The organism is Mycobacterium sp. (assembly GCF_965230835.1).
In the GTDB taxonomy this organism is placed as follows: domain Bacteria; phylum Actinomycetota; class Actinomycetes; order Mycobacteriales; family Mycobacteriaceae; genus Mycobacterium.
Window position 1 is genome coordinate 302,953 of the sequence record NZ_CBDDLW010000002.1, and the last position, 26,677, is coordinate 329,629.

Genomic DNA, 26,677 nt, shown 5'->3' on the forward strand with positions numbered 1-26,677 from the left:
GCTGGGCGCTCACACCTGGTCTGGGATTACCTGTAACGCGCTGTCGCCGTTGACCGCCGAGGCGTCGTCCGATACCTCGAAAGCCGGCAGGCCAGCACGAGCGGCCGCAACGGCGTTGCGAGCAGCCTCCATCCGCGCCAACGCCGTCTCGGTGAACACCGACAGCCCCAGTTCGTGGTTGTATCCGTGAATCTCTTTGACGTCGAGCTGAGCCAGGAAGTAAATGATCTCCTTCGACACCACCTGACCCGGGACCAAGACCGGGAATCCCGGCGGGTAGGGCACAACAAAAGTAGTTGACACCAGGGTCTTCCCCTCCGCCAGCCGTCGCCCTGCCATTCCGATCAGCACATGCTCGCGGTCGGACTCTTCGTAGCCCGCGTAGAAAGCCGACCGCATATCACCGAACGAGCTGGCGTCGTTGGGCCGGAAAGCAACGTCGAACGCGCTGAAATCAGGCAAGTGCGGCAGATCCTCGGTGATCTCCTCGATACGGCGCCGCTGCAGAGCGAGGTCGGCAGCGCTGGCCGCCTTCTGGATCCGGTCGAAGTCGGTAGCCACCCGGCGCAGCACGTCGAGCAAATAGTGCACGCTCGACCAGGTGACGCCGATGGTGAAGATCAACAGCACGCTGTTGATCGAAGTCTTGTTGATCTGAATGCCGAATCGCTCCATCAGGATCTTCTCGCGGAAGTCATATCCATTCATCCCGGTCGCGCCGATGAACAGCGTCACCCGAGTCGCATCGAGCACGAACTGATCCGAACGCCACGCCTCGTTCCAATCCGCAAGGGCCCCTTGGCCGACTTGACGGTACGAGCTGACAGCGGAGGCCCGGTACTCGTCGGGGACCAAGTCAGACTCGTCCAGAATGCGAAACCACTTGCTGATCAGCCGATCTTTTCGGACGCGATGACGGAAAACCAGTGCCATGTCGTAGACCAGCCGAACCATATCGAAACCCTCTATATCGACCTGCCGGCGTGCCAGATCCAGCGATGCGAGCAATTGCTGGTTCGGCGATGTCGAGGTGTGGGTCAAAAATGCCTCAGCGAACGAGTCTCGGGCGAGCGCGTTGAAGTCCTGATCGCGCACGTGAACCATTGATGCCTGCCGCAGCGCCGACAGCGACTTATGGGTGGAGTGCGTCGCGTACACCCGAACGCGGGCACGGCCTGGATCGGGAAGAAGTCGGCGGTCGGCCCATTCCGATCGGTCGACGCCTTCCATTGATGTGCGCCAGTTCCGGTATTCCTGAGCGTATTCCGGCGATGAGAGCATGGATTCGAGTCGCTCGGCGGACACCATGGCGGTCCGCTGACGAGCCCACGGCACTGCGGTCGCAAAGGCATACCACGCCTCGTCCCATAGGAAGCAGATGTCCGGCTTGATCGCCAACACCTCCTCCATCACCCGCTGGGGGTTGTAGACGACGCCGTCGAAGGTGCAGTTAGTGAGCAGCAGCATACGCACCCGATGCAGCTGTCCGGCCGCCTCGAGATCCAGCAACGCCTTCTTGATCGTGCGCAGTGGTACAGCGCCATAGATCGCGAACTGCGGCAGCGGATATGCATCCAGGTACATCGGGTACGCGCCTGCCAAAACCAGGCCGTAATGATGCGACTTGTGGCAATTGCGGTCGATCAGAACGATGTCGCCCGGCCGGGTCAGTGACTGCACCACGATCTTGTTGGCGGTCGATGTTCCGTTGGTAACAAAGTATGTGTGATCAGCGCGCCACGTAGCTGCAGCTTTATCCATGGCGATCTTGATATTCCCGTGTGGATCCAGCAACGAATCAAGCCCACCGGAGGTGGTCGATGTTTCAGCCATAAAGATGTTGCGGCCATAGAACTCACCCATGTCCTGCAACGACTTCGAATTGAAGATGCTGGCGCCACGCGCGACAGGAAGAGCATGGAATTGTCCGACCGGCGCCGCCGCATAGGCACGCAAAGCATCGAAAAACGGCGTCTCGAAACGGTTTCGGAGACCCGCCAGCACCGTGCTGTGTAAATCGGTGACATCGTTGAGCCGGTAGAACGTACGATCGTAGACGTCGGAGTCGGTGTCAGTGCCGGCAGCGATCGACTCATCGGTAAGTAGATAAAGATCGATATGCGGTCGCAATTCCCTGATCCACTGGCCACATTCGACCCAGTCGTGCACGGGGTCGGTGACGGCTGCTCCTTCGACTTGGTCGTTGGCACCTAACAATGTGTTCATCAATGGCACCCGGTCGCGCGAACGCAGCGGCAAATCATGACGGATAATCGCGGCCTGGATCTCGCCGTTCAATGCCACCGCGGTTATCGCGTCCTCGACGCTGGGGACCACCAACAGTTCGAACTGCACGTCATCGGAAAGGTTGCGCAGTGCCCGCAGATTCTCCGCCAGGCAATCCGGAGCCGTAGGCGGCGCATCGTCGGCAAGGAGCACCGTGTAGAACTGCTGCTGTTTAGCTTGGGCAACCAGCTCCTGGTCGGCCAGCGGCGCGGATGTGTCGAACAGCGCTGTGCGGTCGCCATATTCGGACAGCAAGCGCACCGCCAGTGACACCTCCTCCGTGAGCCGCACAGTGGAAAGACTTTCGAGGTGAGCGCGGAAAGATGCCAGGTTCTCCGCTCCCGGATACAGCCAATATCGCTCGTAGGCACCAATCCGATCCATCAGGCGCCTCACTCGGGCCAAATCGTGGGAGATCTCCTGACCAGCGAGGTCGACTTCGGCAAGATGACGGCACGCATCGTCGAGCATGTTCCATGTGTCGATCCGCGCATATGACGGATTGGCTACAGCCGCCAACGCGGAAACATGTAGTCGCCGTGGGCGGGCGCTGTCTCGACTCACGTCGTCACCTTCCTCTGATGGAGGTACCGCTATCAGCGCAACTCGTCAATACCGCCACGAGGGCACATCGCTGTGGCCGCCGTGGACCCGCGGGCCTTCGATCCACGGACATCCGTCAGAAGCACCATTGCCACACTCTTCGACCTGACCGCCCAGGCCCGTTGCAGCATCCATCAGGGCCAGTAGCTTTCCATCGTCAACAGGACCCATTGTGTCCCGCCTGCAGCCTGCGCGCGAACATTCGGCCAGGATTCGACTAAGTCGGTTAAGAGTCCAGATCGCCTTCGACGTCCGCGATCCGCCGGCCGCGCCGACTACCCAACGGGTTATCTGCCCGGCGCAGTACCGGCAATTGCGGAAAATCCCGACGCCGCCCGGGCAGATCGGTGACATCACCCAGTGACCGCACGACCGCCTGCGTCAGGCCCATAAGAGCGGCCACCACCGGCAGCAACGGCTGTAGCGGCTTGGCTGCCGTGCGCACGGTACTGATGCGACGGGCCACAATCAAGCGTTCGATGCAGTGGTATAGCCAGGCACCGACGCCCATCGCATAGATCGACAGCGCCGCAGCGACAATTGCCCACCCGAAGGCAGCGCAAACCACCGCGCCGAAAACCACCGTCGCGGCCAACCAAGCAGCCACAACGACGCGCAACTGAAGCCGGCCCATTAGCGCGATCCGTGCTTCTCCGACAGTCGCGAGTCACACCCCCGGACTGCCTCAGCGGCCGCACGGATCTGCGGGGTCAGCAGCATGACCTGGCCCAGCACTCCGTTGACGAAACCCGGTGATTCGTCGGTGGACAGCTCCTTGGCCAGCTCAACTGCCTCATCGACAGCGACCGCCGCCGGCACGTCCTCCGCATGCAGCAGTTCCCACACCGAAACTCGCAATATGGCCCGGTCCACCGCGGGCAACCGGTCCAGTGTCCAAGCCTGCAAATGGGAGCTGATCAGTTCATCGATATGCGCGGCATGCTCACTGACCCCCCGAACCACCAGTGCCGTATAGGGGTGCAACGGTGCTACGTCGCGGTTTGCGTTGGCTAGTGCGGCACGGCCGTCGAGCACGTCGTTGGGGCTCATTCGCCGAGCCTCGGCTTCGAAAAGCAGGTCAACAGCGCGTTTTCGGGCCTGATGGCGTCCTTTGATAAGCCGTGTCGGCTTGCCCGGCTCGCCGTCAGGCATAAGCGGTGCTCATGCGTTCACTCGTCCCAGATAGCTGCCGTCGCGCGAATCCACCTTCAACCTGTCTCCTGTGTTGATGAAAAGAGGCACGTTGATCTGTGCACCGGTCTCTAAAGTGGCTGGCTTGGTGCCTGCGCTGGATCTGTCGCCCTGCAGACCCGGCTCGGTGTGAGTAACTTCGAGTTCCACGGTCACCGGCAGCTCGAGGTACAGCGGCTCCCCATTGTGAAATGCGACCTGCACAGGTAAGCCCTCCAGCAGAAACCGCGCGTCATCGCCCACCAAGGACTCCGGCAATGGATGCTGTTCGTAATCCTCACTGTCCATGAACACGTAGTCCGAGCCGTCGCGATAGAGATAGGTCGTGTCGCGCCGATCGACGGTGGCGGTGTCCACTTTCACACCTGCATTGAACGTCTTGTCGACAACCTTGCCCGACAACACGTTCTTCAGCTTGGTACGAACAAAGGCTGGGCCCTTCCCTGGTTTGACGTGCTGGAACTCGGTGATGGTCCACAGCTGTCCGTCGATCACCAGGACGAGTCCGTTCTTGAAGTCGGCAGTGGTCGCCACGGTCGTTGAGTCTCCTAGAGGATGGTCAGTTCTTTGGTGAACCGGGTCAACAGTTCGGGGGTCTGCCCGGTAGGTTCTGGCGTCTTTGCCGTTCCGCCGCTTACTACCAACGTGTCCTCGATCCGGACACCGCCACGGCCTGGCAGGTAGACGCCGGGCTCCACGGTCACCACGGAACCCCCACGGAGTGTACCGGCGGACCTGGCGCCGATGCCGGGCGCTTCATGGATCTGCAAGCCAACGCCATGCCCCAGACCGTGGGCGAACTGCTCACCGTAGCCAGCCTCGACAATCAGCTCGCGCGCTGCGGCATCCACATCGCGCAAGCCGGCCCCGGGCCGTAATGCGTCCCGTCCGGCCTGCTGCGCCGCAGCGACCAGCTGATAAATTTCACGCTGCCAATCGGCCGCCGGGCCGAGCACGAAAGTGCGGGTCATGTCGGAGTGGTAGCCCGCGACCAGCGCACCAAAATCAATTTTGACGAAGTCACCCGACTTGAGTGCCGCGTCGGTCGGCCGGTGATGCGGGATCGCCGAGTTCGGCCCAGCGGCAACGATCGTTTCGAACGACACCGCGTCAGCACCATGGTCGAGCATCAGAGCTTCTAGCTCGCGGCTCACTTCGCGTTCGGTGCGCCCCGGCCGCAGACCGCCCCGGTCCAGCAAGTCGACCAGCGCGGCGTCAGCCGCTTCGCAGGCCAATCGCAGCAGCGCTAGCTCTCCGGCGTCTTTGACCTCGCGCAACGCTTCCACCGTCCCGGATGCCCGTACCAACTCCGTGGTCGCGCCCGATTGCCTGCCAGACTTCCGCTCGTCCAGCGCGCCCGAAAGGGCATCCAAACCATCCACCGTGACGACGTGGCTCTCGAAACCCAGCTTCTGCACACCTTCTGCAGCCGCCTGCCCAGCCAGGTGGGGCCCGCAGGCCCGTTCGATCGCCACATCGAGCCCCGGTGCTTGCTGCGCGGCTTGACTTCGATACCTGCCGTCAGTTGCCAAAACAGCCTCGCGCTGGTCGGCGAACACCAACAACGCGCCGTTGGACCCAGTGAATCCCGTCAGATATCGCACATTAATCAGATCGGTGACCAGCATCGCATCCAGATCGGCGGCAAGGAGCCCTGCTTTGAGATTGTCTCGGCGCTGGGAATGTGTCACGCCCACTGACGGTACTCGCTACGCTGATGCCTCATGACTACCTGGATGCTGCGCGGCGTGGTTTTCGCTGCCGCAATGGTCGTTGTCCGCCTGTTTCAAGGGACATTGATCAACGCATGGCCGGCGCATTCCGGGTTGATCAGTTTGGTGCTGCTGCTGTTTTTCCTCATCGGCGTGATTGCGTGGGGGTTACTCGACGGCCTTGCCGATGCCAAGGCGAACCCCGACCCGGATCGCCGCCAGGACCTGGCAATGACCTGGCTGCTGGCTGGTCTAGTCGCGGGCGTGACCAGTGGCGCGGCCGCCTGGCTCATCTCATTGTTTTACAAGAGCCTCTATGTCGGCGGGCTCGTTAGCGAGCTGTCGACATTCGCCGCCTTCACCGCACTGTTGGTTTTCGTACCCGCGCTCTCCGGCGTTGCCGTGGGCCGCTGGGAAGTGGACCGGCAGCTCGCCAAGATCCCTGTTAGGCATCACGGGCTTGCCGCTGAGCGCGAGCGCGCCGACACCGACGTGTTCGCTGCCGTCCGCGCCGATGACACGCCGACCGGTGAGATAACACTTGACGCCGACGGAGCCCGGCAAGACGAACCCACAGCAGCCATAGCCACGGCCGAACGCGACGACGCGACCAATGTCATCTCGACAACCTCGAGCGAAGCCCCCACCGAAGTAATCCACACCGAGGCAAACCAGATCAAGCCGTTCGGGGAAGAGCCGACGAAGAATTAGCCGCTAGTCCACAAAACGGCTGGCAATGTACCGCAAGGCAAGCAGATAGCCATCGATCCCAAGCCCAACGATGACTCCAGTGGCGACTGGGCTGAGATAAGAGTGGTGCCGGAATTCCTCGCGGGCGTGCACATTGGAAATGTGCACCTCGATCAGTGGAGCAGTCAGTTCGGAGCAGGCGTCGCGAAGCACCACCGAAGTGTGCGTGAGGCCACCCGCGTTGAGGATCACCGGCTCCCCGGCGTCAGCCGCCCGATGTATCCATTCCAACAATGTATTCTCGCTGTCACTCTGCCGCACAACAGCTTTGAGGCCCAGTTCAGCGGCCTCACGCTCAATCAGCGCGGACAGCTCGTCGTGGGTAGTGCTGCCGTAGACATCGGGCTCGCGTTGGCCCAGTCGGCCCAGGTTCGGGCCGTTGATGACGTTCACGACCACTGGCGCTGTTGCCTTACTCATGACGCACCCAGCCCAGCGTAGGCAGCCGCCAGGAGCGACGGATCCGGCCCCTCCAACCGGCTCGGCTTGGCCAAACCATCCAGAACCACGAACCGAAGCACACCGGCCCGGACTTTTTTGTCCCCCGCCATGAAATCGAGCAGTTGCGGCAATGCATCTGGGTCGTAGCCGACCGGCAGGCCCAGCGAAGCCAGGATCGTGCGGTGCCGTTCGGCGGTCGCGTCGTCGAGTCGCCCGGCGAGTCTCGCGAGCTCTGCCGCGAATACCAGGCCTACCGACACAGCGGCCCCGTGCGGCCACTTGTACTGCTCTCGTCGCTCAATCGCGTGGGCCAAAGTGTGACCGTAGTTCAAGATTTCGCGCAGTGCCGATTCTTTCTCATCGGCGGCGACCACCTCTGCTTTGACAGTGATCGCACGCCGGACCAGCTCTGGTAGTACGTCACCTGCCGGATCCAAGGCAAGCTGCGGGTCGGCTTCGATGAGATCCAAGATAACAGGGTCAGCTATGAATCCCGCCTTGACGACTTCTGCCATGCCGGACACGATTTCGTCGCGCGGCAAAGTCTGCAAGGTCGCCAAGTCGACCAGGACGGCGAGCGGCTGGTGAAACGCGCCGACCAGGTTCTTGCCGGCTTCGGTATTGATACCTGTCTTGCCGCCAACTGCCGCGTCAACCATACCCAGCAACGTTGTCGGCACATGCACGATCGAGACTCCGCGAAGCCAGGTGGCTGCAGCGAACCCGGCAACATCGGTAGCGGCGCCGCCGCCAAGGCTAACGAGTGCGTCTTTGCGACCAATTCCGATGCGGCCCAGAACTTCCCAGATGAATCCCACGACAGGAAGATTCTTCCCGGCTTCGGCGTCTGGGATTTCGATGCGATGCGCGTCGACGCCCTTTTCTGCCAGGCGACCACGGATCGCCTCCGCCGTCTCGGCCAGCACCGGTTGATACAGGATGGCGACCCGGTGCCGGCCGGAAAGCAGCTTGTCCAATTCATCGTGCAAGCCGGTGCCGATCACCACCGGGTAGGGGGGGTCGACGGCCACCCGCATGGTGACCGGTGCGTGGTTGTCCGTCATTCGGCGGCCTTATCTGAGGCGGAAGTGGGAGTGGTGGACTGCAACCGCGAGACGATGTAGCGAACCACGGCCCCCGGATTACGGCGGTTGGTGTCGACCCTGATTGTCGCGACTTGTCGGTACAACGGGGCTCGCTGGGACATCAAAGCGCGGTACTTGTCAGCACGGTTGGGTCCGGCGAGCAAAGGCCGCACCGACTTGCCGCCGGTGCGCCGCACGCCTTCTACAGCACCTATTTCCAGGTAGACGACCATATGGCCGGCAAGGGCCGAACACACCCCGGGACTGGTCACCGCGCCGCCACCGAGCGAAAGAACGCCATCGTGTTCGGCCAGTGCAGCGCGCACGACTTCCTCCTCGATGCGTCGAAACCCCTCTTCGCCATCAGCGGCAAATATCTCGGCAATGCTGCGTCCGGTCTGCTGCTCGATCGCCACGTCGGTATCGAGCAAACCGACCCCGAGCGCCTTGGATAACCGCCGCCCGATCGTGGACTTACCGGAACCCGGCAACCCCACCAACACCGCTACGGGTACCACCGCGCCTATTCCCCCGACACCCGGACGTGACCCACGTTTGATTCGCGGTCAGCTACCGCACGCTGGTATGCCTCGATATTGCGCCGAGTTTCGGTAAGCGAATCCCCGCCGAACTTCTCCAGCGTTGCACGGGCCAACACCAGCGCCACCATCGTCTCGACCACAACTCCGGCTGCGGGCACCGCGCAGACGTCGGATCGCTGGTGGATGGCGACGGCCTCGTCGCCGGTAGCCATGTCGACGGTCGCCAAAGCCCGCGGCACAGTAGAGATCGGCTTCATGGCCGCGCGCACGCGCAACGGTTGACCGTTGGTCATCCCGCCTTCGAGTCCACCTGCGCGATTGGTCGAGCGGACCACTCCATCGGAGCCGGGATACATCTCGTCGTGGGCGCGGCTGCCACGACGGCGCGCGGTCTCGAACCCGTCGCCGATTTCGACACCTTTGATCGCCTGAATACCCATGACCGCCGCCGCGAGTTGGCTATCCAGCCGATTGTCGCCGCTGGTAAAAGAGCCCAGCCCAACCGGAAGACCCACTGCTACGACCTCTACCACACCTCCCAGAGTGTCCCCGTCTTTCTTGGCCGCCTCGATCTCAGCGATCATGTTCTTTTCACTCTGCTCGTCGAAAGCACGAACAGAACTTGCATCGATCGCGGGTAGGTCTTCGGGTCGCGGTGGTGGACCGTCATAGGGCGCCGAGGCGCCGATGGCGACAACATGCGAAAGCACCTCGACACCGAGCGCCTGTCGCAAAAACGCTCGGGCAATCGTCCCAGCCGCCACGCGGGCGGCGGTTTCGCGCGCACTAGCTCGCTCTAACACCGGCCGCGCATCATCGAAACCGTACTTGAGCATGCCGGCGTAATCGGCATGACCCGGCCGCGGCCGGGTCAGCGGGGCATTGCGCGCCGACCCTTCCAGGTCCCGCAGCTCCGACGGGTCAATGGGATCGACAGCCATCACGGTTTCCCACTTCGGCCATTCGGTGTTGCCGATCTCGATCGCGATAGGACCGCCCAACGTACTGCCATGCCGTACCCCGGACAGCACGGTCACCGCGTCGCGCTCGAACGCCATCCGCGCACCGCGGCCGTAACCCAGCCGGCGGCGAGCCAGCTGTTCAGAGATGTCTACCGAGGTAATTTCCACGCCGGCAACCATCCCTTCGACAACGGTCACCAACGCACGCCCGTGCGATTCCCCGGCGGTGATCCAGCGCAACACGTGATCATCTTCCCACGCGCGGTGCGGCCACCACCAAACCCTGGTTCCGGCGCCGACAACGCTCAGTAGACGGCCAGCGCCGCCGCCGCGGCGGTACACAGGCACATTGAGGGACCATGAGGCACCGTCGGCCCTGACTGGCGAAGCGCCGCGATCATTCCAAACAGCGCTGTCAGGAGCGGCGCAGCCAGCGCCGCTAGCAGCCACACCTCGAGACCAAAACAGCCAGCCAGTCCACCGAGGCCGATCGCCAGCTTGACGTCGCCAGCACCCAGCGCCGCTGGTGCCGCCAGGTGCACCAACAGGTAGACACCAGCCAATGTTGCCGCTCCGACCAGTGTCGCGAACCCACGGCCGGCCACGTTGCTGGTCAGCAGAATCACACCGGCGCCGGGCAGAGTCAAAACATTTGGTAGCCGACGTTCCCGAATGTCGTACCAGCTCAGTACCGCAAGCCAGGCAAGAACCAAACCGGCCAATGCACCGGACACGCCAATCCGCATACCCATCCCCCTTTCGGGGCAGGTTAATCCGATAGCGCCAGCGCGCAAGTCATCGCATCACGGGGCGCAGGCTGCCCGGTGAACTGTTCCACTTGCGCGAACGCCTGATGCAAAAGCATCTCTAAGCCGCTGACCACCAGGCCTCCCGCGGCGGTCACCGCGGCGGCTAGCGGTGTGGGCCACGGATCGTAGATCGCATCCAACAGCACCGGGATAGCAGCGAACACACCCGCATACCGCGCCGCCACGTTCGCAGGGATAGTGCTCACCAAAACCGCAGCGGCTGCTACCTCGGCGGCCAACCCGTCACTGTCCAGCCCGCAGAACCGGGTCGCCACGCCAACTTGCTCGCCCAGCTCCACCAACCGGGTGGCTTTGTCCGGATTCCGCGCAATAACAGTGATGTTGGCGAAACCAAGCTCCGCGAGCCCCAAGACCGCCGCTGGCGCGGTGCCGCCTGACCCACAAACCAGGGCACGCTCCGAGGTACGTCCCGACAATGGCCCTAATGGCCCTAATGGCCCTAATGGCCCCAATGCCCCCGCAACGCCGTCGATATCGGTGTTGTCGGCCCGCCAGCCACCCGCGGTGCGTACCAGCGTGTTGGCCGAGCCGACCCGGGCCGCGCGGGCGCTGCGCTCGTCGGCAAACTCCAAAGCTGCGAATTTGCCCGGCATCGTGACCGAGACACCAACCCACTCCGGTCCGAAATCAGCGACGACCGCGGGCAGCTGCTCAGCGCTGCACTCGATGCGATCGTAGGTCCAGCCATCCAACCCCAAAGCACGGTAAGCCGCCAAATGTAGCTGCGGGGAACGGGAATGGGCGATCGGCAAGCCCAGAACCCCGGCCTTTCTGGCGCCCTGTGCGTTTGGCTTGCTAGCGCGCGCTGTCGAGGACACCGTTGTGCTTTGCCAGCTCGATATTCGCCAAATGCTGTTGATAATCCCTGGTGAACAAGGTTGTCCCGTTGCCATCGATGGTGACGAAGTAGAGCCAGTCGCCCGGCGCGGGGTGCTCAGCGGCATGTAGCGCGTCAACGCCTGGCGAGCAGATGGCGGTTGCCGGCAGCCCTTCGGACATGTAGGTGTTCCACGGTGTTCGTTGGGTCCGGTCAGCGTCGGTGGTGGCAACCTCCCGGCGGTCCAGCGGATAGTTCACGGTGGAGTCAAATTCAAGCGCACGGTGTTCGTGCAGCCGGTTGAAAATAACTTCCGCCACCTTCGCGAAATCCCGCACGTAAGATTCTTGCTGCACAAGAGAAGCCACAACGAGGATGTCGTAGGGCGACAGGCTCTGCGCATTAGCTGTTCCCACCAGCCCGGATTGCAAATACTTCGCAGCGCCGGCGCTGATCAAGTTTGCCAAGGTAGTCTCCGCCGAGGCTGCCGGGTCGACATTGAAGCTGCCCGGTGCGATAAGCCCCTCAATCCGGCGATGATCGTCGCCGAGTTCCATCACGGGCTCAAGCGCCCAGGACGGCACCGACAGCCTGGCAGGCGTGCTCTTACGTGCCGCTAAGCGAAGGTCAGATACTGAGACGCAGCGATGGATCCCGTCCAGATCTACGCACGTGGCACGCGAGATCAAGGAAAATATTCCAAGGTTTACTTTGTTCGTCTTCATGTCGGTGGTGTCGTCGAGCTGCCGCCCTTCTGGAATTACCAGCTTCCCCACCCTGTTTTTCGGATCCACCAGTTTGGCGACCGCCGCGGCCGCCGGGATCTCGGTTCGGGTCCGGTAATAGCCGGGCTGGATCGACGAAATCGCGGCGTTACCGTGAGCGGCCTCAAGGAATGCACGGACGGTGGCAACGACGCCGCGTTTGCGCAACGTCTCCCCTACCGCGGTGGTCGAGTCACCAGCGCGTATTCGGATCACGATGTCGCGCTTTCCGACGCCTGTGTAGTCGTTGCCAGAGTTCCACGTTGCCAACAGCTTCGACCCAACGAACACGGCCGCCACAACGACTGCAACAAGCACAGCGACAACAAACCCGCCAGCGACGCGCCGCCGACGGCGCTGCCGCGCCCGTCGCTGCCGGGTCCGATCGACACGCTTGATCCGATGGCTGTGCGGCCCAACCGCTACCGGCACCGCGCGACGGGGGCCGCCCTCAGGCATCGGTGCCTTCCTCAGCGGCCCGACCGGCCAGCACAGTGCGGCGTTGATCCAGCCAGCCCTGCAGAATCGCCACTGCGGCAGCCTGGTCGATCACTGCACGTTGGTTTCTGGATCGTACGCCCGCCTCGCGCAAAGATCGCTGCGCGCTGACGGTGGTCAGCCGTTCGTCGGCCAACCGAACCGGAATGGGAGCAACACGCTGGGCCAACGCTTCAGCCAGATCGATCGCGTCACGGGCCGAAGCGCCGGTGCGGTCGGCTAGCGTCCGCGGCAGTCCCACAATCACCTCGACGACCTCCAGTTCGGCCGCCAGCGCAGCCAGCCGACGCAGGTGCTGGCCCGAACGGTCGCGGCGTACCGTCTGCACCGGAGTGGCCAGGATGCCGTCCGGGTCACTGGATGCTACCCCGATGCGCACACTGCCCACATCGATGCCGATCCGGCGTCCCCGCCCGGCATCATGGTCTGGATCGCCGGGCCGGTCGGGCAACCGATGCTGTACGTTGGCCACTCAACCGACCCGCGCTATCTCTGCACGTACTGCGTCGAGCGCGGCGTCGATACCGGTTGGATTCTTGCCCGAACCCTGCGCAAGGTCGGACTTGCCGCCGCCGCGGCCATCTACCGCCACAGCAAGTTGTTTGACCAGATCGTTGGCGCGGATCCCGAGGTCCTGGGCAGCCGGATTGGCCGCCACGGCGTACGGCACCGTTGAGCCCTCCGTCTCCGAAGCTATCAAGGCGACCACCGCAGGATCACTACCCAGCTTGCCGCGGATGTCGCCGACAAGAGTACGTAGGTCAGCAGCATTCATCCCGCCTGACATCCGCTGCGCTACCACGCGGACGTTGCCTATGCGCTCGGCGCCGGCAGCGGCACTAGCCGCAGCTTCTCGCGCACTCGCCAGCCGGGAGCGCTCAAGTTCTTTCTCCGCAGCCTTGAGCCGGTCTACCAGGTTGGCTACTCGGGCAGGCACCTCTTCGGACGGAACCTTCAGCGACGAAGCTAGCCCGGCCATCAGCGCGCGTTCCTTGGCCAAGTGGCGAAACGATTCCAACCCAACGTAGGCCTCGACCCGACGCACGCCGGAGCCGATCGACGATTCGCCCAGGATCGTCACCGGACCGATTTGCGCCGAGTTGCGCACGTGCGTGCCTCCACACAACTCCAGGGAAAACGGCCCACCGATCTCCACCACCCGCACCTCGTCGGGATAGTGTTCGCCGAACAGCGCCATCGCCCCCATCGCCTTGGCCTTGTCGAGCTGCTCGGTGAAAGTATGCACCTCGAAATCGGCTTGCACAGCCTCGTTGGCGACCTCTTCAATCTGGGTGCGCTGGTCCGCGGTCAACGGACCCTGCCAATTGAAATCAAACCGTAGGTAACCGGGCCGATTCAGCGACCCCGCCTGAACCGCGTTGGGCCCCAACACTTGCCGCAGCGCCGCATGCACCATGTGAGTACCGGAGTGTCCCTGCGTAGCGCCCCGCCGCCAGCCCTCGTCCACCGCCAGCATCACCGTGTCGCCCTCGACGAATTCTCCCGACTCAACATTAACCCGATGCACCCAAACGGTTTTGGCGATCTTCTGTACGTCGGTGACGGCAGCGCGCGCACTCGCGCCAGCACCTGCTCCGGTGATGGCGCCAGTATCAGCCAATTGCCCACCGGACTCGGCGTAGAACGGTGTGCGGTCCAGAATCAGTTCGACTCGGATTCCGTCGACAGCTTCCCTATTCAGGCTATGCGCAGCGACCGGAACTCGCTTGCCATCGACGAAGATGCCTAGAATCCGCGCTTCGGACGTTAACTCGTCGAACCCGGTGAACTCGGTAGGGCCGGCGTCGACCAACTCGCGGTATGCGGTCAGGTCGGAATGCGCGTGTTTACGGGCGGCGGCGTCGGCCTTGGCACGCTGACGCTGTTCGGCCATCAGCTCGCGGAATCCAGCTTCGTCGACCGCCAACCCGGCTTCGGACGCCATCTCGAGAGTAAGTTCGATCGGAAAACCGTAGGTGTCGTGCAGGGTAAATGCGTCCGAGCCGGATACTACGGCGGCACCTGAGGATTTGGTGGCGTCTGCTAGCTCATCGAACAGCTTCGAACCCGCTGTCAACGTGCGATTGAATGCCGTCTCCTCGGCAACGGCAATGCGACTAATCCGCTCGAAGTCGTTGACCAGGTCAGGATATGACGGGCCCATCGCATCGCGCACCGTCTCCATCAGGTCGCCAACGATCGGTGCGTCGATACCTAGCAGCTTGGCCGAGCGGATAACTCGGCGCAGCAGGCGGCGCAATACATAGCCGCGACCGTCATTGCCAGGGCTCACACCGTCGCCAATCAAGATCGCCGCAGTACGGCTGTGGTCGGCGATGATGCGGTAGCGCACGTTGTCTTCGTGGTTACCGACGTCATAACCGCGAGGCGCGCGCGCGGCAACCAGGTCTATGACGGGGCGCAGCAGGTCGGTCTCGTAGACGTTGTGCGCATCTTGCAGGACGAGCGCGACCCGCTCGACACCCATGCCGGTGTCGATGTTCTTGCGGGGCAACGGCCCGAGGATCTCGTAGTCCTCTTTGCTGGTACCTTCACCGCGCTCGTTCTGCATGAACACGAGGTTCCAGATCTCGAGGTATCGGTCCTCGTTGACCACCGGACCGCCCTCGGCGCCGAATTCGGGCCCTCGGTCGTAGTAAATCTCCGACGACGGGCCGCAGGGGCCAGGAATGCCCATTGACCAGTAGTTGTCGGCCATGCCTCGACGCTGGATCCGCTCAACTGGCAGACCGGCAACCTCCTGCCACAGCCCCGCGGCCTCGTCGTCGTCGAGATACACCGTGGCCCAGAGCTTTTCTTGATCCAACCCGTAGCCGCCGTCAGCGATGCTGTTGGTCAGCAATGCCCAGGCCAGTTCGATGGCCTCACGCTTGAAATAGTCGCCGAAAGAGAAGTTGCCGGCCATGGCAAAGAACGTGTTGTGCCGGGTGGTGATACCCACCTCATCGATATCGGGAGTGCGGATGCACTTCTGGATACTGGTGGCCTTCGCGTACGGGGGTGTGCGGGCGCCCAGGAAGAAGGGCACGAACTGGACCATGCCGGCGTTGATGAACAACAGATTGGGGTCGTCGAGGATCACCGAGGCACTCGGCACCTCGGTGTGACCCGCCTTCACGAAATGATCAAGGAACCGCTTCCTGATCTCGTGTGTCTGCACTCTCTCTTCGCTTCCTTACGTCCCTGTGGCGCCTCCGCCATATCGGTCTCATGGCGGCGGCCAATTCCCAGCCTATTCGTCGGACCGCTGGGTGGCTGTCCGTAGACGCATTTCGACCGCACACAGTACCGGCCTGGTGCCAGGCGTCGTCCTAGCCGGCCAGGTAGCTCAATCGCACCGACCGCCTCGGATTGTCGCGGTTGAGATCGACCAGAACGACGCTTTGCCAGATGCCGAGCAACGGTTCACCACCAGAGACCGGCACCGTCACCGACGGAGCGACTATTGCCGGCAACACGTGATCAGCACCGTGTCCCGGGGAACCGTGCGCGTGCCGGTAGCGGTCGTCGCGGGGCAACAGCCGCTCCAACGTATCGATCAGGTCGTCATCGGAGCCGGCACCGGTCTCGATAATGGCCACTCCGGCGGTCGCATGCGGCACGAAGACATTGCACAGGCCATCTGGATGGTCGTTGCGGCGCGCAGCGCAGAATTCACGCAAAGCGCCAGTTAGATCGACGATGCGCCGACGCGCGGTGTCCACGTCTAGCACCTCGGTATTCACCCAACCCAGCCTAACGGGGCATAAGCCACCGTCCAATCTGTTGCAATGCGCAGCCACCGAGACCCCCGGAGAAGCCCGGAGAACCCCGGAGAACACCGGAGAACCATTGCCAGGTCTAGTCAGGAGGAGGAAGGTATTTGTTAGGACCGGTGGCGCCACCGGGGCGCTGCCCCGACGGAGGAGGCCGATCGTGTACGCACGTTCTACCACCATCCAGGCGCAACCCTTGTCGGTCGACATCGGGATCGCGCATGTACGTGATGTCGTGATGCCCGCCTTGCAGCAGATCCCCGGGTATGTCGGGTTGTCGCTACTAGTCGACCGGGAGTCCGGGGAATGCATCGCCACCAGCTCGTGGCAGACGTTGGACGCAATGCGGACCAGCGCCGAGCGGGTCGCACCGATTCGGGACCGAGCCGCCCTGATGTTCTCGGGCAGCGCCAGGGTCGAAGAGTGGGATATCGCTCTGCTGCACCGCGACCACCGCTCGCATGATGGCGCATGCGTGCGAGCCGCGTGGCTCAAAGTGGTTCCGGATCACACCGACCGATCGCTGGACTTTTACCGGACACGGGTACTTCCCGAGATGGAGCATCTAGACGGGTTCTGCAGTGCCAGCCTGATGCTCGACCACCCAGCGTGCCGGCGCGCAGTGTCATGTTCCACGTTCGACAGCATGGAGGCGATGGCCCGAAATCGCGACCGCGCCACCGAGCTGCGCAGCAGGCGCGTCAGAGATTTGGGCGCCGAGGTGCTTGACGTGGCTGAATTCGAGCTGGCGATCGCTCACCTTAGGGTGCCCGAGCTGGTGTGAGCGCGATGAGTTCGGCCCAACGTGCTAACTCACCAACCTCCATCGATCCGGGTGTTTCATCGTCGCGTTTTCTTGCGGATAACCGCTCGCAGCCGCTGCACTCGGCCTGCGATCTCCCGTTCGACACCACGACCGGTAGGTCGATAGTAGTCAACGCCCACCAGCTCATCGGGCGGATATTGTTGAGCAACAACGCCATCCGGGTCATCATGAGAATACTTGTAGCCACGCGCATTACCCAGCGCGGCCGCACCGGAGTAGTGCCCGTCCCGTAGATGGGCAGGCACGACGCCGGCCTTACCGGCCCTGACATCCGCCACTGCCGCGGCCAAGGCGGTCGTTACCGCGTTTGATTTGGGCGCGGTGGCCAGATGGACCGTCGCGTGCGCGAGGGTGAGCTGAGCTTCTGGCATCCCGATCAACGCCACGGTCTGCGCTGCGGCGACCGCAACCTGCAAAGCTGACGAGTCAGCCATGCCGACATCCTCGCTCGCCAGGATCATCAGACGTCGCGCGATGAAGCGGGGGTCCTCCCCAGCGACGAGCATGCGGGCCAAGTAGTGCAACGCGGCGTCCACGTCGGAGCCGCGCACCGACTTGATAAAGGCACTGATCACGTCGTAGTGCTGGTCACCATCACGGTCATAGCGGACCGCGGCTTCATCCAAAGACTGCTCAATGGTCTCGACGCTGACCACAGCGCTGGCCTCCTGAGTCGCTGACCCGATCGTCGCAGCAGCCACCTCTAGCGCTGTCAGCGCGCGGCGCGCATCACCGGCCGCCAATCGCACCAGCTGGTCTAGAGCTTCTGGCTCGACTGCGATCCGCCCTCCCAGGCCACGAGGGTCGTCGATGGCCCGCTGCACTACCGCGCGGATATCGTCAGGCATCAACGGCCGCAACTGCTGGATCAGCGATCGCGACAACAACGGGGCCACCACCGAAAACGACGGGTTCTCAGTCGTCGCCGCCACCAACAGCACCACCCGGTTCTCGACGGCCGACAGCAGAGCGTCCTGCTGAGTTTTTGAGAAACGGTGCACCTCATCGATGAACAGCACTGTCTGCTCGCCGCGCAGAAGCGCCTTCCGGGCGTTCTCTATGACTGCCCGTACCTCCTTGACGCCGGCCGACAACGCCGAAAGCGCTTCGAACCGGCGGCCGGTCGCCTGCGAGATCAAGGCCGCCAGCGTTGTCTTTCCACTTCCAGGTGGGCCGTACAGGATGGCCGATGCCACACCCGAGCCCTCGACCAAGCGACGCAACGGCGAGCCGGGTTCCAGCAGGTGGCCCTGCCCCACCACTTCGTCCAGCGACGCCGGACGCATCCGTACCGCCAGCGGCGCCCCGGCCGACCCGCCCGAAAAGTTTGAGCCATGACCGGTCGTCGTCGTTGGACCGGGCAGGTCAAAAAGACTGTCGGACACGATTTCAGACATACACCCACAGCTTAAGACCCGCGGCGGCGTGAACGGACACGTACGCGAAATGCTCCAATCCGCGCGATTTCAGCGCATATTTGCTAAGTTCCGGTTTGCTAGGTTCCGCGTGCGTACCGACATAAGCGAACTACCAAGCCAATTTAGGACGGCAATGAACCAGCCTCCCGAGCATCCAGGTAACCCAGCTGAGCCCCAAGGCGGCAATCAGGGCCCGCCTGGCTACCCGCCGCCGCCAGGCTACGGAACACCACCCCCGCCGCCGGGATACGGTGCTCCACCGCCGAGCCCCGGCTATGGTCCGCCCGGGGGCCCGCCGCCCGGCAGCTACGGCCCGCCACCCGGGGGATACCCACCGCCTGGCTATAGCCCACCACCCCCACCCCCTGGTTACGGTGCCCCACCCCCCGGCTACGGTGCGCCGCCCCCCGGCTATCCAGCCCAGCCAGGTTTCGGCACCGCACCAAAGTCCGGGTTCAGCATCGGCGATGCCGTGAGTTGGTCGTGGAACAAATTCACCCAGAACGGCGTAGCACTGGTTGTTCCGGTGCTTGCATACGCAGCGGCGCTGGCTGCGCTGATCGGCGTGCTAGCGGTCATTATCATCGGCTTCTCGGACGACACAACCACCAGCTACACCGATACCGGCGCAGCAGTGAACGTGACCTTGGGGCCGGTTGCGAGCATTATCAGTACCTTCGGCTACATCGTCGTGTTCGCCGTGGCGTTGTTCATGCATGCTGGATTGGCGACGGGCTGCCTTGACATAGCCGATGGACGACCGGTGAGCATCGGAACATTTTTCAAACCGCGCAATCTGGGCATGGCACTCGTTACCGGATTACTGGTCGGTGTTCTCGTCGCGCTTGGGTCAGTGCTGTGCATCATCCCGGGCTTGATCATCGCTTTCCTCGCTCAGTTTTCCGTCGTGGCCGCCGTTGACCGGTCCCTTTCACCAATCGAATCGTTAAAGGCCAGCATCGCGACCGTCCGCTCCGATGTCGGGAACAGTCTGCTGTCCTGGATCGTGCAGTCCGCAGCACTGGTGATCGGCGAACTGCTGTGCTTGATAGGCCTGCTCGTCGGCATTCCGGTCGCCGCGCTGATCCAGGTCTACACCTACCGCAGGCTCTCGGGTGGCCACGTCGCGCCGGTAAGTCAGCCAGGCCCCCCAGCCGGTATGCCGCCGGGGTCCCCGCCGGTATAGCAAGGGTTGCGCGACATCAGCTAGCCAGCCCCGACCAAGCGGCCCGGCTTTCTGCAAACGTCGGCAAATCGAGACCGGCCAACCCCATCACTTTTCGCTGGCTGTCTCCAAGCGAGTACGGCTCGACGCCACGCGAGACTTCCGGCCCGAACGAGGCGCCGCCGGACCGCGGCACTGCGGCGTTCTGGTTCCTGTGATGAGATCAGCGAGTATGAGCATCAAAGTTGCGCTGGAGCACCGCACCAGCTACACCTTTGACCGGCTGGTCCAGGTGTATCCGCACGTCGTGCGGCTGCGCCCGGCGCCTCACTCCCGAACGCCTATCGAGGCCTACTCGCTGCACATTGAGCCGACCGATTACTTCATCAACTGGCAACAAGACGCGCTGGGCAACTTCCTGGCACGGCTTGTCTTTCCGAATCCCACGCGGCAGCTGACGATCACCGTCGGGCTGATCGCCGATCTCAAAGTGATCAACCCGTTCGACTTCTTTATCGAGGACTGGGCCGAGATATGGCCTTCGACTGGGCTGGCCTACCCGAAGACGCTGGCCGATGACCTCGAACCATATTTGCGCCCGGTCGACGAAGGCGGCGAAGGGTCAGGTCCCGGCGAAATCGTCCAGGAGTGGGTGCGCAATTTCTCAGTTCCAGCAGGCACTCGCACTATCGACTTCCTGGTAGCGCTAAACCACGCCGTCAACGCCGACGTCCGGTACAGCGTGCGGATGGAGGCCGGCGTGCAGACTCCGGATTTCACACTGCGCACCGGCGTCGGCTCGTGCCGAGACTCGGCCTGGCTGCTGGTGTCGATCCTGCGCCAGTTGGGACTGGCCGCCCGATTCGTCTCCGGCTATCTAGTACAGCTGGCATCCGATGTCGAGGCACTCGACGGACCGTCGGGACCCGCGGCCGACTTCACCGACCTGCACGCGTGGACCGAGGTGTATATACCCGGCGCAGGCTGGATCGGGCTGGACCCGACATCGGGGTTGTTCGCTGGCGAAGGCCACATACCCCTGGCAGCCACCGCACACCCCGCCACTGCCGCACCCATCAGCGGCGGCACTGAGATCTGCCACACGGTGCTCGAATTTTCTAACACCGTCACACGCGTTCACGAGGATCCGCGGGTAACTTTGCCGTACACCGACGAGGCATGGCGAACGATCTGCGCGGTCGGCCAGCGTGTCGACCAACGATTGGCGGACGGCGACGTCGGGCTGACCCTCGGCGGCGAGCCCACCTTCGTGTCGGTAGACAACCAAGTCGACGAAGAGTGGACAACGGCCGCCGACGGGCCGCACAAGCGCGAACGAGCATCCGATCTAGCCGCCCGCCTGAAAGCACAGTGGGCGCCGAAGGGCCTGGTGCAGCGCGGGCAAGGCCGATGGTATCCGGGAGAACCGTTGCCGCGCTGGCAGGTTGCGCTGTACTGGCGCACCGACGGAAGTCCACTGTGGATCAACGACTCCCTTCTTGCCGACCCCTGGGGCGACACGCATACCGGGGGCAACGCACCTGTTCAGAACGAGATGGCCTACCAGGTGCTCGCCGGAATCGCCCAGGGCCTCGGGCTTCCTTTCACACAGGTGCGACCCGCATTCGAAGATCCGCTGAGCCGGCTGGTGGCCGCCGTGCGAATGCCTGCCGGCGAACCGGTGGAGCCTGGCGACGATCTCGGCGCCACCACCAACCCTGACACCACCGCCGGCCGCGCCGCTCTGCTGGCTCGCCTCGACAAGGCCATAACGGCCCCGGCCGTTTTTGTACTTCCTTTGCACCGCCGCGACGACGACCTGGGTTGGGCCAGTGCGAACTGGCGGCTGCGCCGCGGGCGCATCGTTTTGCTCGAGGGCGATTCGCCGGCGGGTCTACGACTCCCCTTGGACTCGATCAGCTGGCGTCCGCCGCGGCCGTCCTTCGACGTAGACCCGATGAGCATCGACGGCACACTTTCGGCCGAACCCAGCCCTTTGGAGATATCCGCAGCCGTCGTGGAAGAGCCCGAGGACGCGCCGCCGACGGCGATGGTCGCCGAGGTCCGGGATGGACTGCTCTACGTCTTCATGCCGCCTACCGACGCGCTTGAGCACTTCGTCGATCTGATCGCACGTATTGAGGCCGCCGCGGCGCAGGTGGACTGCCCCGTGGTGGTCGAGGGGTACGGCCCACCGCCGGACCCCAGGTTAAAGTCGATAACGATTACCCCAGACCCTGGCGTCATCGAGATCAATATCGCGCCTACCGACTCTTTCGCCGAACAACGACGACAGTTAGAAACCCTGTACGAACAAGCACGGCTGGCTCGGCTGTCGACGGAGTCGTTCGACGTAGACGGCACCCACGGCGGTACCGGTGGCGGCAATCACATCACCCTCGGCGGCATCACACCCGCCGACTCTCCGCTGCTGCGCCGCCCGGACCTGCTGGTTTCGTTACTCAGGTACTGGCAGCGGCACCCGTCGCTGTCCTACCTATTCGCCGGCCGGTTCGTGGGCACCACGTCTCAGGCGCCGCGCGTGGACGAGGGTAGTGCCGACGCCTTGTACGAACTCGAGATCGCGTTCGCTGAGATTGCGCGCCTGACATCGTCTTCGAAGAAAGGCACCGCTCAGCCGTGGGTGATCGACCGCGCGCTGCGGCACCTGCTCACCGACATAACCGGCAACACCCATCGAGCTGAGTTCTGCATCGACAAGCTGTTCAACCCCGATAGCACCCGCGGCAGGCTCGGCCTGCTAGAACTGCGCGGGTTCGAGATGCCTCCGCACCTGCACATGGCTATGGTGCAGTCACTACTCGTGCGCTCGCTGGTGGCATGGTTCTGGGAGGAACCGCAGCGCGCGCCACTGATCCAGCACGGCGCCAACTTGCACGGCCGATACCTGTTGCCACACTTCCTGATCCACGACATCGCCGAAGTAGCCGCCGACCTGCGCGCACACGATATCGGGTTCCAAACCAGCTGGTTGGACCCGTTCACCGAATTCCGCTTCCCGCGCATCGGGACCGCCGTCTTCGACGGCGTGGAGATCGAGCTGCGCGGGGCAATCGAGCCATGGAACACCCTCGGCGAGGAATCATCGGCTACCGGCACCGCGCGCTACGTCGACTCGTCGGTAGAGCGCATCCAAGTCCGCATCATCGGCGCCGATCGCCACCGCTATTTGGTGATCTGCAACGGCTATCCAGTACCGCTGCTGGCCACCGATAGTCCCGACATTAACGTGGGTGGTGTGCGGTTTCGGGCGTGGCAGCCGCCTAGTGCTCTGCATCCGACGATCTCAGTCGATGGGCCCTTGCAGTTCGAACTCATCGACCTCACCGCTGGAACATCGCGAGGCGGGTGCACATACCATGTCGCCCATCCAGGCGGGCGCGCTTACGACAAGCCGCCCATCAACGCCGTCGAGGCCGAGGCGCGCCGCGCTCGCCGATTCGAAGCGACCGGCTTCACCCCGGGGAAACTTGATATGTCCGATCTCCGCGAAAAACAAGCCCGGATATCCACCGACATCGGCGCGCCAGGCATTCTCGACTTAAGACGCGTGCGTACCGTGCTGCAGTAATGGTATCCGCAGAAGTGTCACTCGAATCCGATGGATCGTCAGCGGCGTTCACCGACCGCTACGACGCCGACCGCCTACTAGCCGGATACCGCGCTGCCCGCGCCCAGAAGGCCCTGTTCGATGTGCGGCCTGCCGGCTCAGAAGGACTCCGAATCAGCCACGACGAATTCATCGATGAGGCTGGAAATGTTCGACCGGCATGGGCCGAACTGGCCGAGGCGGTTGCGGGGCGCGGCCGAGCCGGGCTGGAGCGGCTGCGCACGGTGGTACACAGCCTGATCGACAATGACGGAATCACCTACACGGGGGTGGATTCCGACCGCGGCGTTGCTGCGGTGGGCCACCCCCCAGAACCACGTCCCTGGATCCTGGACACCCTGCCAATGGTGGTGTCCGCGGCCGATTGGGAGGTGCTTGAGGCGGGTCTGGTTCAGCGATCACGCTTGCTCGATGCCGTGCTCGCTGACCTGTACGGGCCCTGCAGCCTGCTTACCGAGGGCCTCCTGCCACCCGAGTTGGTATTCTCCCATCCCGGTTACGTGCGCGCCGCCAGCGGTATTGAGGTACCCGGGCACCACCAGCTTTTCATGCACGCTTGTGACGTCAGCCGGCTACCGGACGGCAGCTTTGCGGTGAATGCGGACTGGACACAGGCACCGTCTGGCGCGGGCTACGCCCTCGCTGACCGACGTGTTGTCGCGAATGCGATTCCCGACCTGTATGAGAACATTGGGCCTCGACCCACTACGCCGTTCGCGCAGGCGCTGCGCCTGGCGCTTATTGATGCCGCACCCGATGTCGCGCAGGATCCTGTGGTGGTCGTGCTCAGCCCGGGCATCTACTCAGAGACCGCGTTCGATCACGCGTACCTTGCCACGCTATTGGGTTTCCCGCTTGTGGAAAGCGCGGACTTGGTGGTGCGCGACGGCATTTTGTGGATGCGCTCGCTGGGCAGCCTGAAGCGCGTTGACGTTGTTCTTCGTCGTGTCGACGCCGCCTACGTCGACCCACTGGATCTTCGCGCCGATTCCAAGCTCGGAGTCGTTGGTTTGGTGGAGGCACAACACCGCGGAACGGTAACGGTTGTCAATACACTGGGTAGCGGTATCTTGGAGAGCCCTGGACTACTTCGGTTCATGCCCGACCTCGCTGAGCGCTTACTCGGTGAAGCCCCGCTGCTGAGCACCGCTCCGGTTTACTGGGGAGGCATCCGCAGCGAACGCTCGCATCTGCTGAACAATCTGTCGTCACTCTTGATCAAACCCACAGTGGGTGGCCAAACTCTCGTCGGACCCATGCTTTCAGGTGCGCAGCTGGCTGAACTAGCCGCCCGCGTCGAGACAATGCCGCAGCAGTGGATCGGCCAGGAGCTGCCACAGTTCTCCGTAGCGCCCACCGATCACGCCGGTGTGTTGTCGTCTGCCAGTGTCGGCATGCGATTGTTTACCGTTGCTCAACGTAGCGGCTATGCGCCGATGATCGGCGGCCTTGGCTACGTACTGGCCAGCGGGCCCGCCGCGGCTACCTTGCAGACTGTTGCAGCAAAAGATGTGTGGGTACGCCCTACCGAGCGTGCGCTCGCCGAGACGGCGACCCCTCCGTCGTTGGAGCCACCGGCGAAGACTGCGGCGGGTACCTGGGGGGTCAGCTCCCCGCGCGTGCTCTCCGACATGTTCTGGATGGGGCGCTATGGCGAACGCGCGGAGAACATGGCCCGACTGCTGATAGTGGCCCGCGAGCGTTACCACGTCTTCCGACACCAGCAAGACGCGGAAGAAAGCGAGTGCGTGCCAGTGCTGATGGCAGCGCTGGGCCAGATTACCGGCACCGACACCGGCGCGGGCAATGACAGCGCTCACGACCGGGCCGAGATGATCGCCGTAGCTCCCTCCACGTTGTGGTCACTGACTGTGGACCCGGACCGGTCGGGGTCTCTCGTTCAATCCGTGGAAGGGTTGGCCCTGGCGGCCAGAGCCGTGCGCGATCAGTTGTCCAATGACACGTGGATGGTACTGGCCGGCGTAGAGCGCGCGGTCGCGCACAGGTCCGATCCGCCGCAGTCACTCGCGGAGGCCGACGCGCTGCTGGCCTCCGCTCAGGCGGAGACGCTGGCAGGAATGCTCACCCTGTCCGGAGTCGCCGCCGAGTCGATGGTTCACGATGTGAGCTGGACGATGATGGACATCGGCAAACGTATCGAGCGGGGCCTCTGGGTAACTGCGCTTTTGCAGGCCACTCTAACTACGGTTCGGAGCGCCGCTGCCGAGCACACCGTCATCGAGTCAACCCTGGTGGCGTGCGAATCGTCGGTAATCTACCGGCGACGTACTGTTGGCAAGGCCAGTGTTGCCGCGGTGACTGAACTAATGCTTTTTGACGCCCAGAACCCGCGATCGCTGGTGTACCAGCTGGAACGCTTACGGGCCGACATCGGAGCATTGCCCGGCTCATCGGGGTCGTCGCGTCCAGAGCGGGTGGTCGACGAGATCAGTACGCGCCTGCGCCGGTCAGATCCGGCCGAGCTGCAGCGCGACATCACCGACGGGCATCGCACCGAGCTGGCCGAACTGCTCGCGGCGGTGCATGCCGCACTGCGCGACCTGGCCGACGTCATCACGGCTACGCAGTTGGCGTTGCCCGGCGGCATTCAGCCGCTGTGGGGACCCGACGAACGACGGGTAATGCCTGCCTGACAACTTAAATTGCGCACCAGTTGCCGTCTGGCCCGGACGATCACTGCAGTGGGTGGTCTCCGTTGATACGAAAATACACATAATGTGATCGAAGTCACAATTTCTCTACATTTGTCCAGGGCTTTCCCAGGAGCCTTCGAGGTGCCGGGAATTCGCTTTGGGCGTAACATAAATCACACAAAATCGGCCAGCCGAGGGGTGTTCCTCGATGACCTCGCCTGATAAGAAAGGTCACCTTCCGCATGATTGGGACAGTTCTTAGTCCAACACGGGCGATGATGCGCAGCCAGGCGACGAAACATTTACTACGGGCCGAGCCTCGCGAATGAAACAGAAATAGCGGTTGACGGTGCAACAGAACCGGCGGCCGGGACAACACCCGCCAATCCGAACCGTGACCCGAAACGAAGCCGCGACCAATGCGAGGAAATTGAGAATCGCTGAGCTCATGGTAGGCGGACACGACCACAACGGAAAAAGCTCTTACGATGTATTGAGAAGGGCCGTAGCGGCGACGGAATGCGGCACGCGAAGCGCGGCAACACCTGCTAGCAGATCTGCACTATATAAATGGGCCAGCGTCCGTCGCCCGGCCGCATCGAGTTTCGGGAGGACTGCGAACACCGGAGCCGGGAGCACCCGCTCCAGAATGGCTGCCTGATGAACTCAGCCGGTGGGGCCTCGAATTTACTCGACCATGCATCTGCAGCGCAGCAAATAACTGCG

Annotated in this window: 21 protein-coding genes; 5 read left to right on the forward strand and 16 right to left on the reverse strand. The window is 63.2% G+C overall.

The window, feature by feature from the left end:
* Positions 1-9: 9 nt before the first annotated feature.
* The 5 genes from ACO07W_RS01880 to ACO07W_RS01900 form a co-directional block, all read right to left on the reverse strand.
* Entirely contained in the window at positions 10-2,850 is a 2,841-nt protein-coding gene (locus tag ACO07W_RS01880; protein ID WP_421840280.1) for an aminotransferase class I/II-fold pyridoxal phosphate-dependent enzyme, read from the reverse strand.
* A 265-nt stretch (positions 2,851-3,115) separates the two neighbouring features.
* Entirely contained in the window at positions 3,116-3,523 is a 408-nt protein-coding gene (locus ACO07W_RS01885) for an antitermination protein NusB (RefSeq protein ID WP_421840281.1), read from the reverse strand.
* Entirely contained in the window at positions 3,523-4,041 is a 519-nt protein-coding gene (nusB, locus tag ACO07W_RS01890) for a transcription antitermination factor NusB (protein ID WP_421840282.1), read from the reverse strand. Before nusB ends, ACO07W_RS01885 begins: the two co-directional genes overlap by 1 nt.
* Before the next feature lie 9 nt (positions 4,042-4,050).
* Positions 4,051-4,614 carry an elongation factor P gene (gene efp, locus ACO07W_RS01895; RefSeq protein ID WP_421840283.1) on the reverse strand — a complete coding sequence of 188 codons (564 nt, stop codon included), beginning with the start codon at positions 4,612-4,614 and terminating at the stop codon, positions 4,051-4,053.
* Positions 4,615-4,628: 14 nt separating this feature from the next.
* Positions 4,629-5,771: an aminopeptidase P family protein gene (locus tag ACO07W_RS01900; RefSeq protein WP_421840284.1), complete on the reverse strand. Its 1,143-nt coding sequence runs from the start codon at positions 5,769-5,771 to the stop codon at positions 4,629-4,631.
* 33 nt (positions 5,772-5,804) lie between these two features.
* Between ACO07W_RS01900 and ACO07W_RS01905 the strand changes: the two genes are divergently transcribed.
* The gene (locus ACO07W_RS01905) at positions 5,805-6,503 is read left to right on the forward strand and encodes a B-4DMT family transporter (protein WP_421840285.1); all 699 of its coding nucleotides are present in this window, start codon (positions 5,805-5,807) and stop codon (positions 6,501-6,503) included.
* Between the two features lie 3 nt (positions 6,504-6,506).
* Here the strand turns inward: ACO07W_RS01905 and aroQ are convergent, their stop codons facing one another.
* From aroQ to ACO07W_RS01955, 10 genes are all read right to left on the reverse strand, one after another.
* Complete coding sequence (gene aroQ / locus ACO07W_RS01910) at positions 6,507-6,962, reverse strand: type II 3-dehydroquinate dehydratase (protein WP_421840286.1); 456 nt, start codon at positions 6,960-6,962, stop codon at positions 6,507-6,509.
* On the reverse strand, positions 6,959-8,047 hold the full coding sequence (aroB, locus tag ACO07W_RS01915; protein ID WP_421840287.1) for a 3-dehydroquinate synthase: 1,089 nt from the start codon (positions 8,045-8,047) through the stop codon (positions 6,959-6,961). The genes aroQ and aroB overlap by 4 nt, the downstream gene beginning before the upstream one ends.
* Positions 8,044-8,586, reverse strand: a complete 543-nt coding sequence (locus ACO07W_RS01920) for a shikimate kinase (RefSeq protein ID WP_421840288.1) — start codon at positions 8,584-8,586, stop codon at positions 8,044-8,046. The genes aroB and ACO07W_RS01920 overlap by 4 nt, the downstream gene beginning before the upstream one ends.
* A 5-nt stretch (positions 8,587-8,591) precedes the next feature.
* Complete coding sequence (gene aroC / locus ACO07W_RS01925) at positions 8,592-9,815, reverse strand: chorismate synthase (protein ID WP_421840289.1); 1,224 nt, start codon at positions 9,813-9,815, stop codon at positions 8,592-8,594.
* Between the two features lie 62 nt (positions 9,816-9,877).
* Complete coding sequence (locus ACO07W_RS01930; RefSeq protein ID WP_421840290.1) at positions 9,878-10,318, reverse strand: prepilin peptidase; 441 nt, start codon at positions 10,316-10,318, stop codon at positions 9,878-9,880.
* Between the two features lie 23 nt (positions 10,319-10,341).
* Entirely contained in the window at positions 10,342-11,220 is an 879-nt protein-coding gene (locus ACO07W_RS01935) for a shikimate dehydrogenase (RefSeq protein WP_421840291.1), read from the reverse strand.
* Positions 11,198-12,442, reverse strand: a complete 1,245-nt coding sequence (locus ACO07W_RS01940) for an endolytic transglycosylase MltG (protein WP_421840292.1) — start codon at positions 12,440-12,442, stop codon at positions 11,198-11,200. The genes ACO07W_RS01935 and ACO07W_RS01940 overlap by 23 nt, the downstream gene beginning before the upstream one ends.
* Positions 12,435-12,953 (reverse strand): Holliday junction resolvase RuvX, encoded by a 519-nt coding sequence (gene ruvX, locus ACO07W_RS01945; RefSeq protein ID WP_421840293.1) that lies wholly within the window; start codon positions 12,951-12,953, stop codon positions 12,435-12,437. The genes ACO07W_RS01940 and ruvX overlap by 8 nt, the downstream gene beginning before the upstream one ends.
* Positions 12,954-15,662, reverse strand: coding sequence for an alanine--tRNA ligase (alaS, locus tag ACO07W_RS01950; RefSeq protein WP_421840294.1), 2,709 nt, complete (start codon positions 15,660-15,662; stop codon positions 12,954-12,956).
* 151 nt (positions 15,663-15,813) lie between these two features.
* A complete protein-coding gene (locus tag ACO07W_RS01955; RefSeq protein ID WP_421845765.1) occupies positions 15,814-16,215 on the reverse strand; it encodes a YjbQ family protein in 402 nt (133 codons plus the stop codon).
* Between the two features lie 202 nt (positions 16,216-16,417).
* Between ACO07W_RS01955 and ACO07W_RS01960 the strand changes: the two genes are divergently transcribed.
* Positions 16,418-17,041 carry a hypothetical protein gene (locus tag ACO07W_RS01960; protein WP_421840295.1) on the forward strand — a complete coding sequence of 208 codons (624 nt, stop codon included), beginning with the start codon at positions 16,418-16,420 and terminating at the stop codon, positions 17,039-17,041.
* A gap of 56 nt (positions 17,042-17,097) precedes the next feature.
* Here the strand turns inward: ACO07W_RS01960 and ACO07W_RS01965 are convergent, their stop codons facing one another.
* Complete coding sequence (locus ACO07W_RS01965) at positions 17,098-18,480, reverse strand: replication-associated recombination protein A (protein ID WP_421840296.1); 1,383 nt, start codon at positions 18,478-18,480, stop codon at positions 17,098-17,100.
* A gap of 154 nt (positions 18,481-18,634) precedes the next feature.
* Here ACO07W_RS01965 and ACO07W_RS01970 point away from each other — a divergent pair, with 154 nt between their 5' ends.
* From ACO07W_RS01970 to ACO07W_RS01980, 3 genes are all read left to right on the forward strand, one after another.
* A complete protein-coding gene (locus ACO07W_RS01970) occupies positions 18,635-19,687 on the forward strand; it encodes a hypothetical protein (RefSeq protein ID WP_421840297.1) in 1,053 nt (350 codons plus the stop codon).
* Positions 19,688-19,898: 211 nt separating this feature from the next.
* The gene (locus ACO07W_RS01975) at positions 19,899-23,258 is read left to right on the forward strand and encodes a DUF2126 domain-containing protein (RefSeq protein WP_421845766.1); all 3,360 of its coding nucleotides are present in this window, start codon (positions 19,899-19,901) and stop codon (positions 23,256-23,258) included.
* The gene (locus ACO07W_RS01980) at positions 23,258-25,951 is read left to right on the forward strand and encodes a circularly permuted type 2 ATP-grasp protein (protein WP_421840298.1); all 2,694 of its coding nucleotides are present in this window, start codon (positions 23,258-23,260) and stop codon (positions 25,949-25,951) included. The genes ACO07W_RS01975 and ACO07W_RS01980 overlap by 1 nt, the downstream gene beginning before the upstream one ends.
* The last annotated feature ends 726 nt before the right edge of the window (positions 25,952-26,677 follow it).

What these genes read in the sequence shown, in the direction of transcription:
- ACO07W_RS01885 (WP_421840281.1), bottom strand. Translation starts at nt 3,523, where the DNA reads ATGGGCCGGCTTCAGTTGCGCGTCGTTGTGGCTGCTTGGTTGGCCGCG.
- nusB (WP_421840282.1), bottom strand. Translation starts at nt 4,041, where the DNA reads ATGCCTGACGGCGAGCCGGGCAAGCCGACACGGCTTATCAAAGGACGC.
- ACO07W_RS01905 (WP_421840285.1), top strand. Translation starts at nt 5,805, where the DNA reads ATGACTACCTGGATGCTGCGCGGCGTGGTTTTCGCTGCCGCAATGGTC.
- aroQ (WP_421840286.1), bottom strand. Translation starts at nt 6,962, where the DNA reads ATGAGTAAGGCAACAGCGCCAGTGGTCGTGAACGTCATCAACGGCCCG.
- aroB (WP_421840287.1), bottom strand. Translation starts at nt 8,047, where the DNA reads ATGACGGACAACCACGCACCGGTCACCATGCGGGTGGCCGTCGACCCC.
- ACO07W_RS01930 (WP_421840290.1), bottom strand. Translation starts at nt 10,318, where the DNA reads ATGCGGATTGGCGTGTCCGGTGCATTGGCCGGTTTGGTTCTTGCCTGG.
- ACO07W_RS01940 (WP_421840292.1), bottom strand. Translation starts at nt 12,442, where the DNA reads ATGCCTGAGGGCGGCCCCCGTCGCGCGGTGCCGGTAGCGGTTGGGCCG.
- ACO07W_RS01965 (WP_421840296.1), bottom strand. Translation starts at nt 18,480, where the DNA reads ATGTCTGAAATCGTGTCCGACAGTCTTTTTGACCTGCCCGGTCCAACG.
- ACO07W_RS01970 (WP_421840297.1), top strand. Translation starts at nt 18,635, where the DNA reads ATGAACCAGCCTCCCGAGCATCCAGGTAACCCAGCTGAGCCCCAAGGC.
- ACO07W_RS01975 (WP_421845766.1), top strand. Translation starts at nt 19,899, where the DNA reads ATGAGCATCAAAGTTGCGCTGGAGCACCGCACCAGCTACACCTTTGAC.
- ACO07W_RS01980 (WP_421840298.1), top strand. Translation starts at nt 23,258, where the DNA reads ATGGTATCCGCAGAAGTGTCACTCGAATCCGATGGATCGTCAGCGGCG.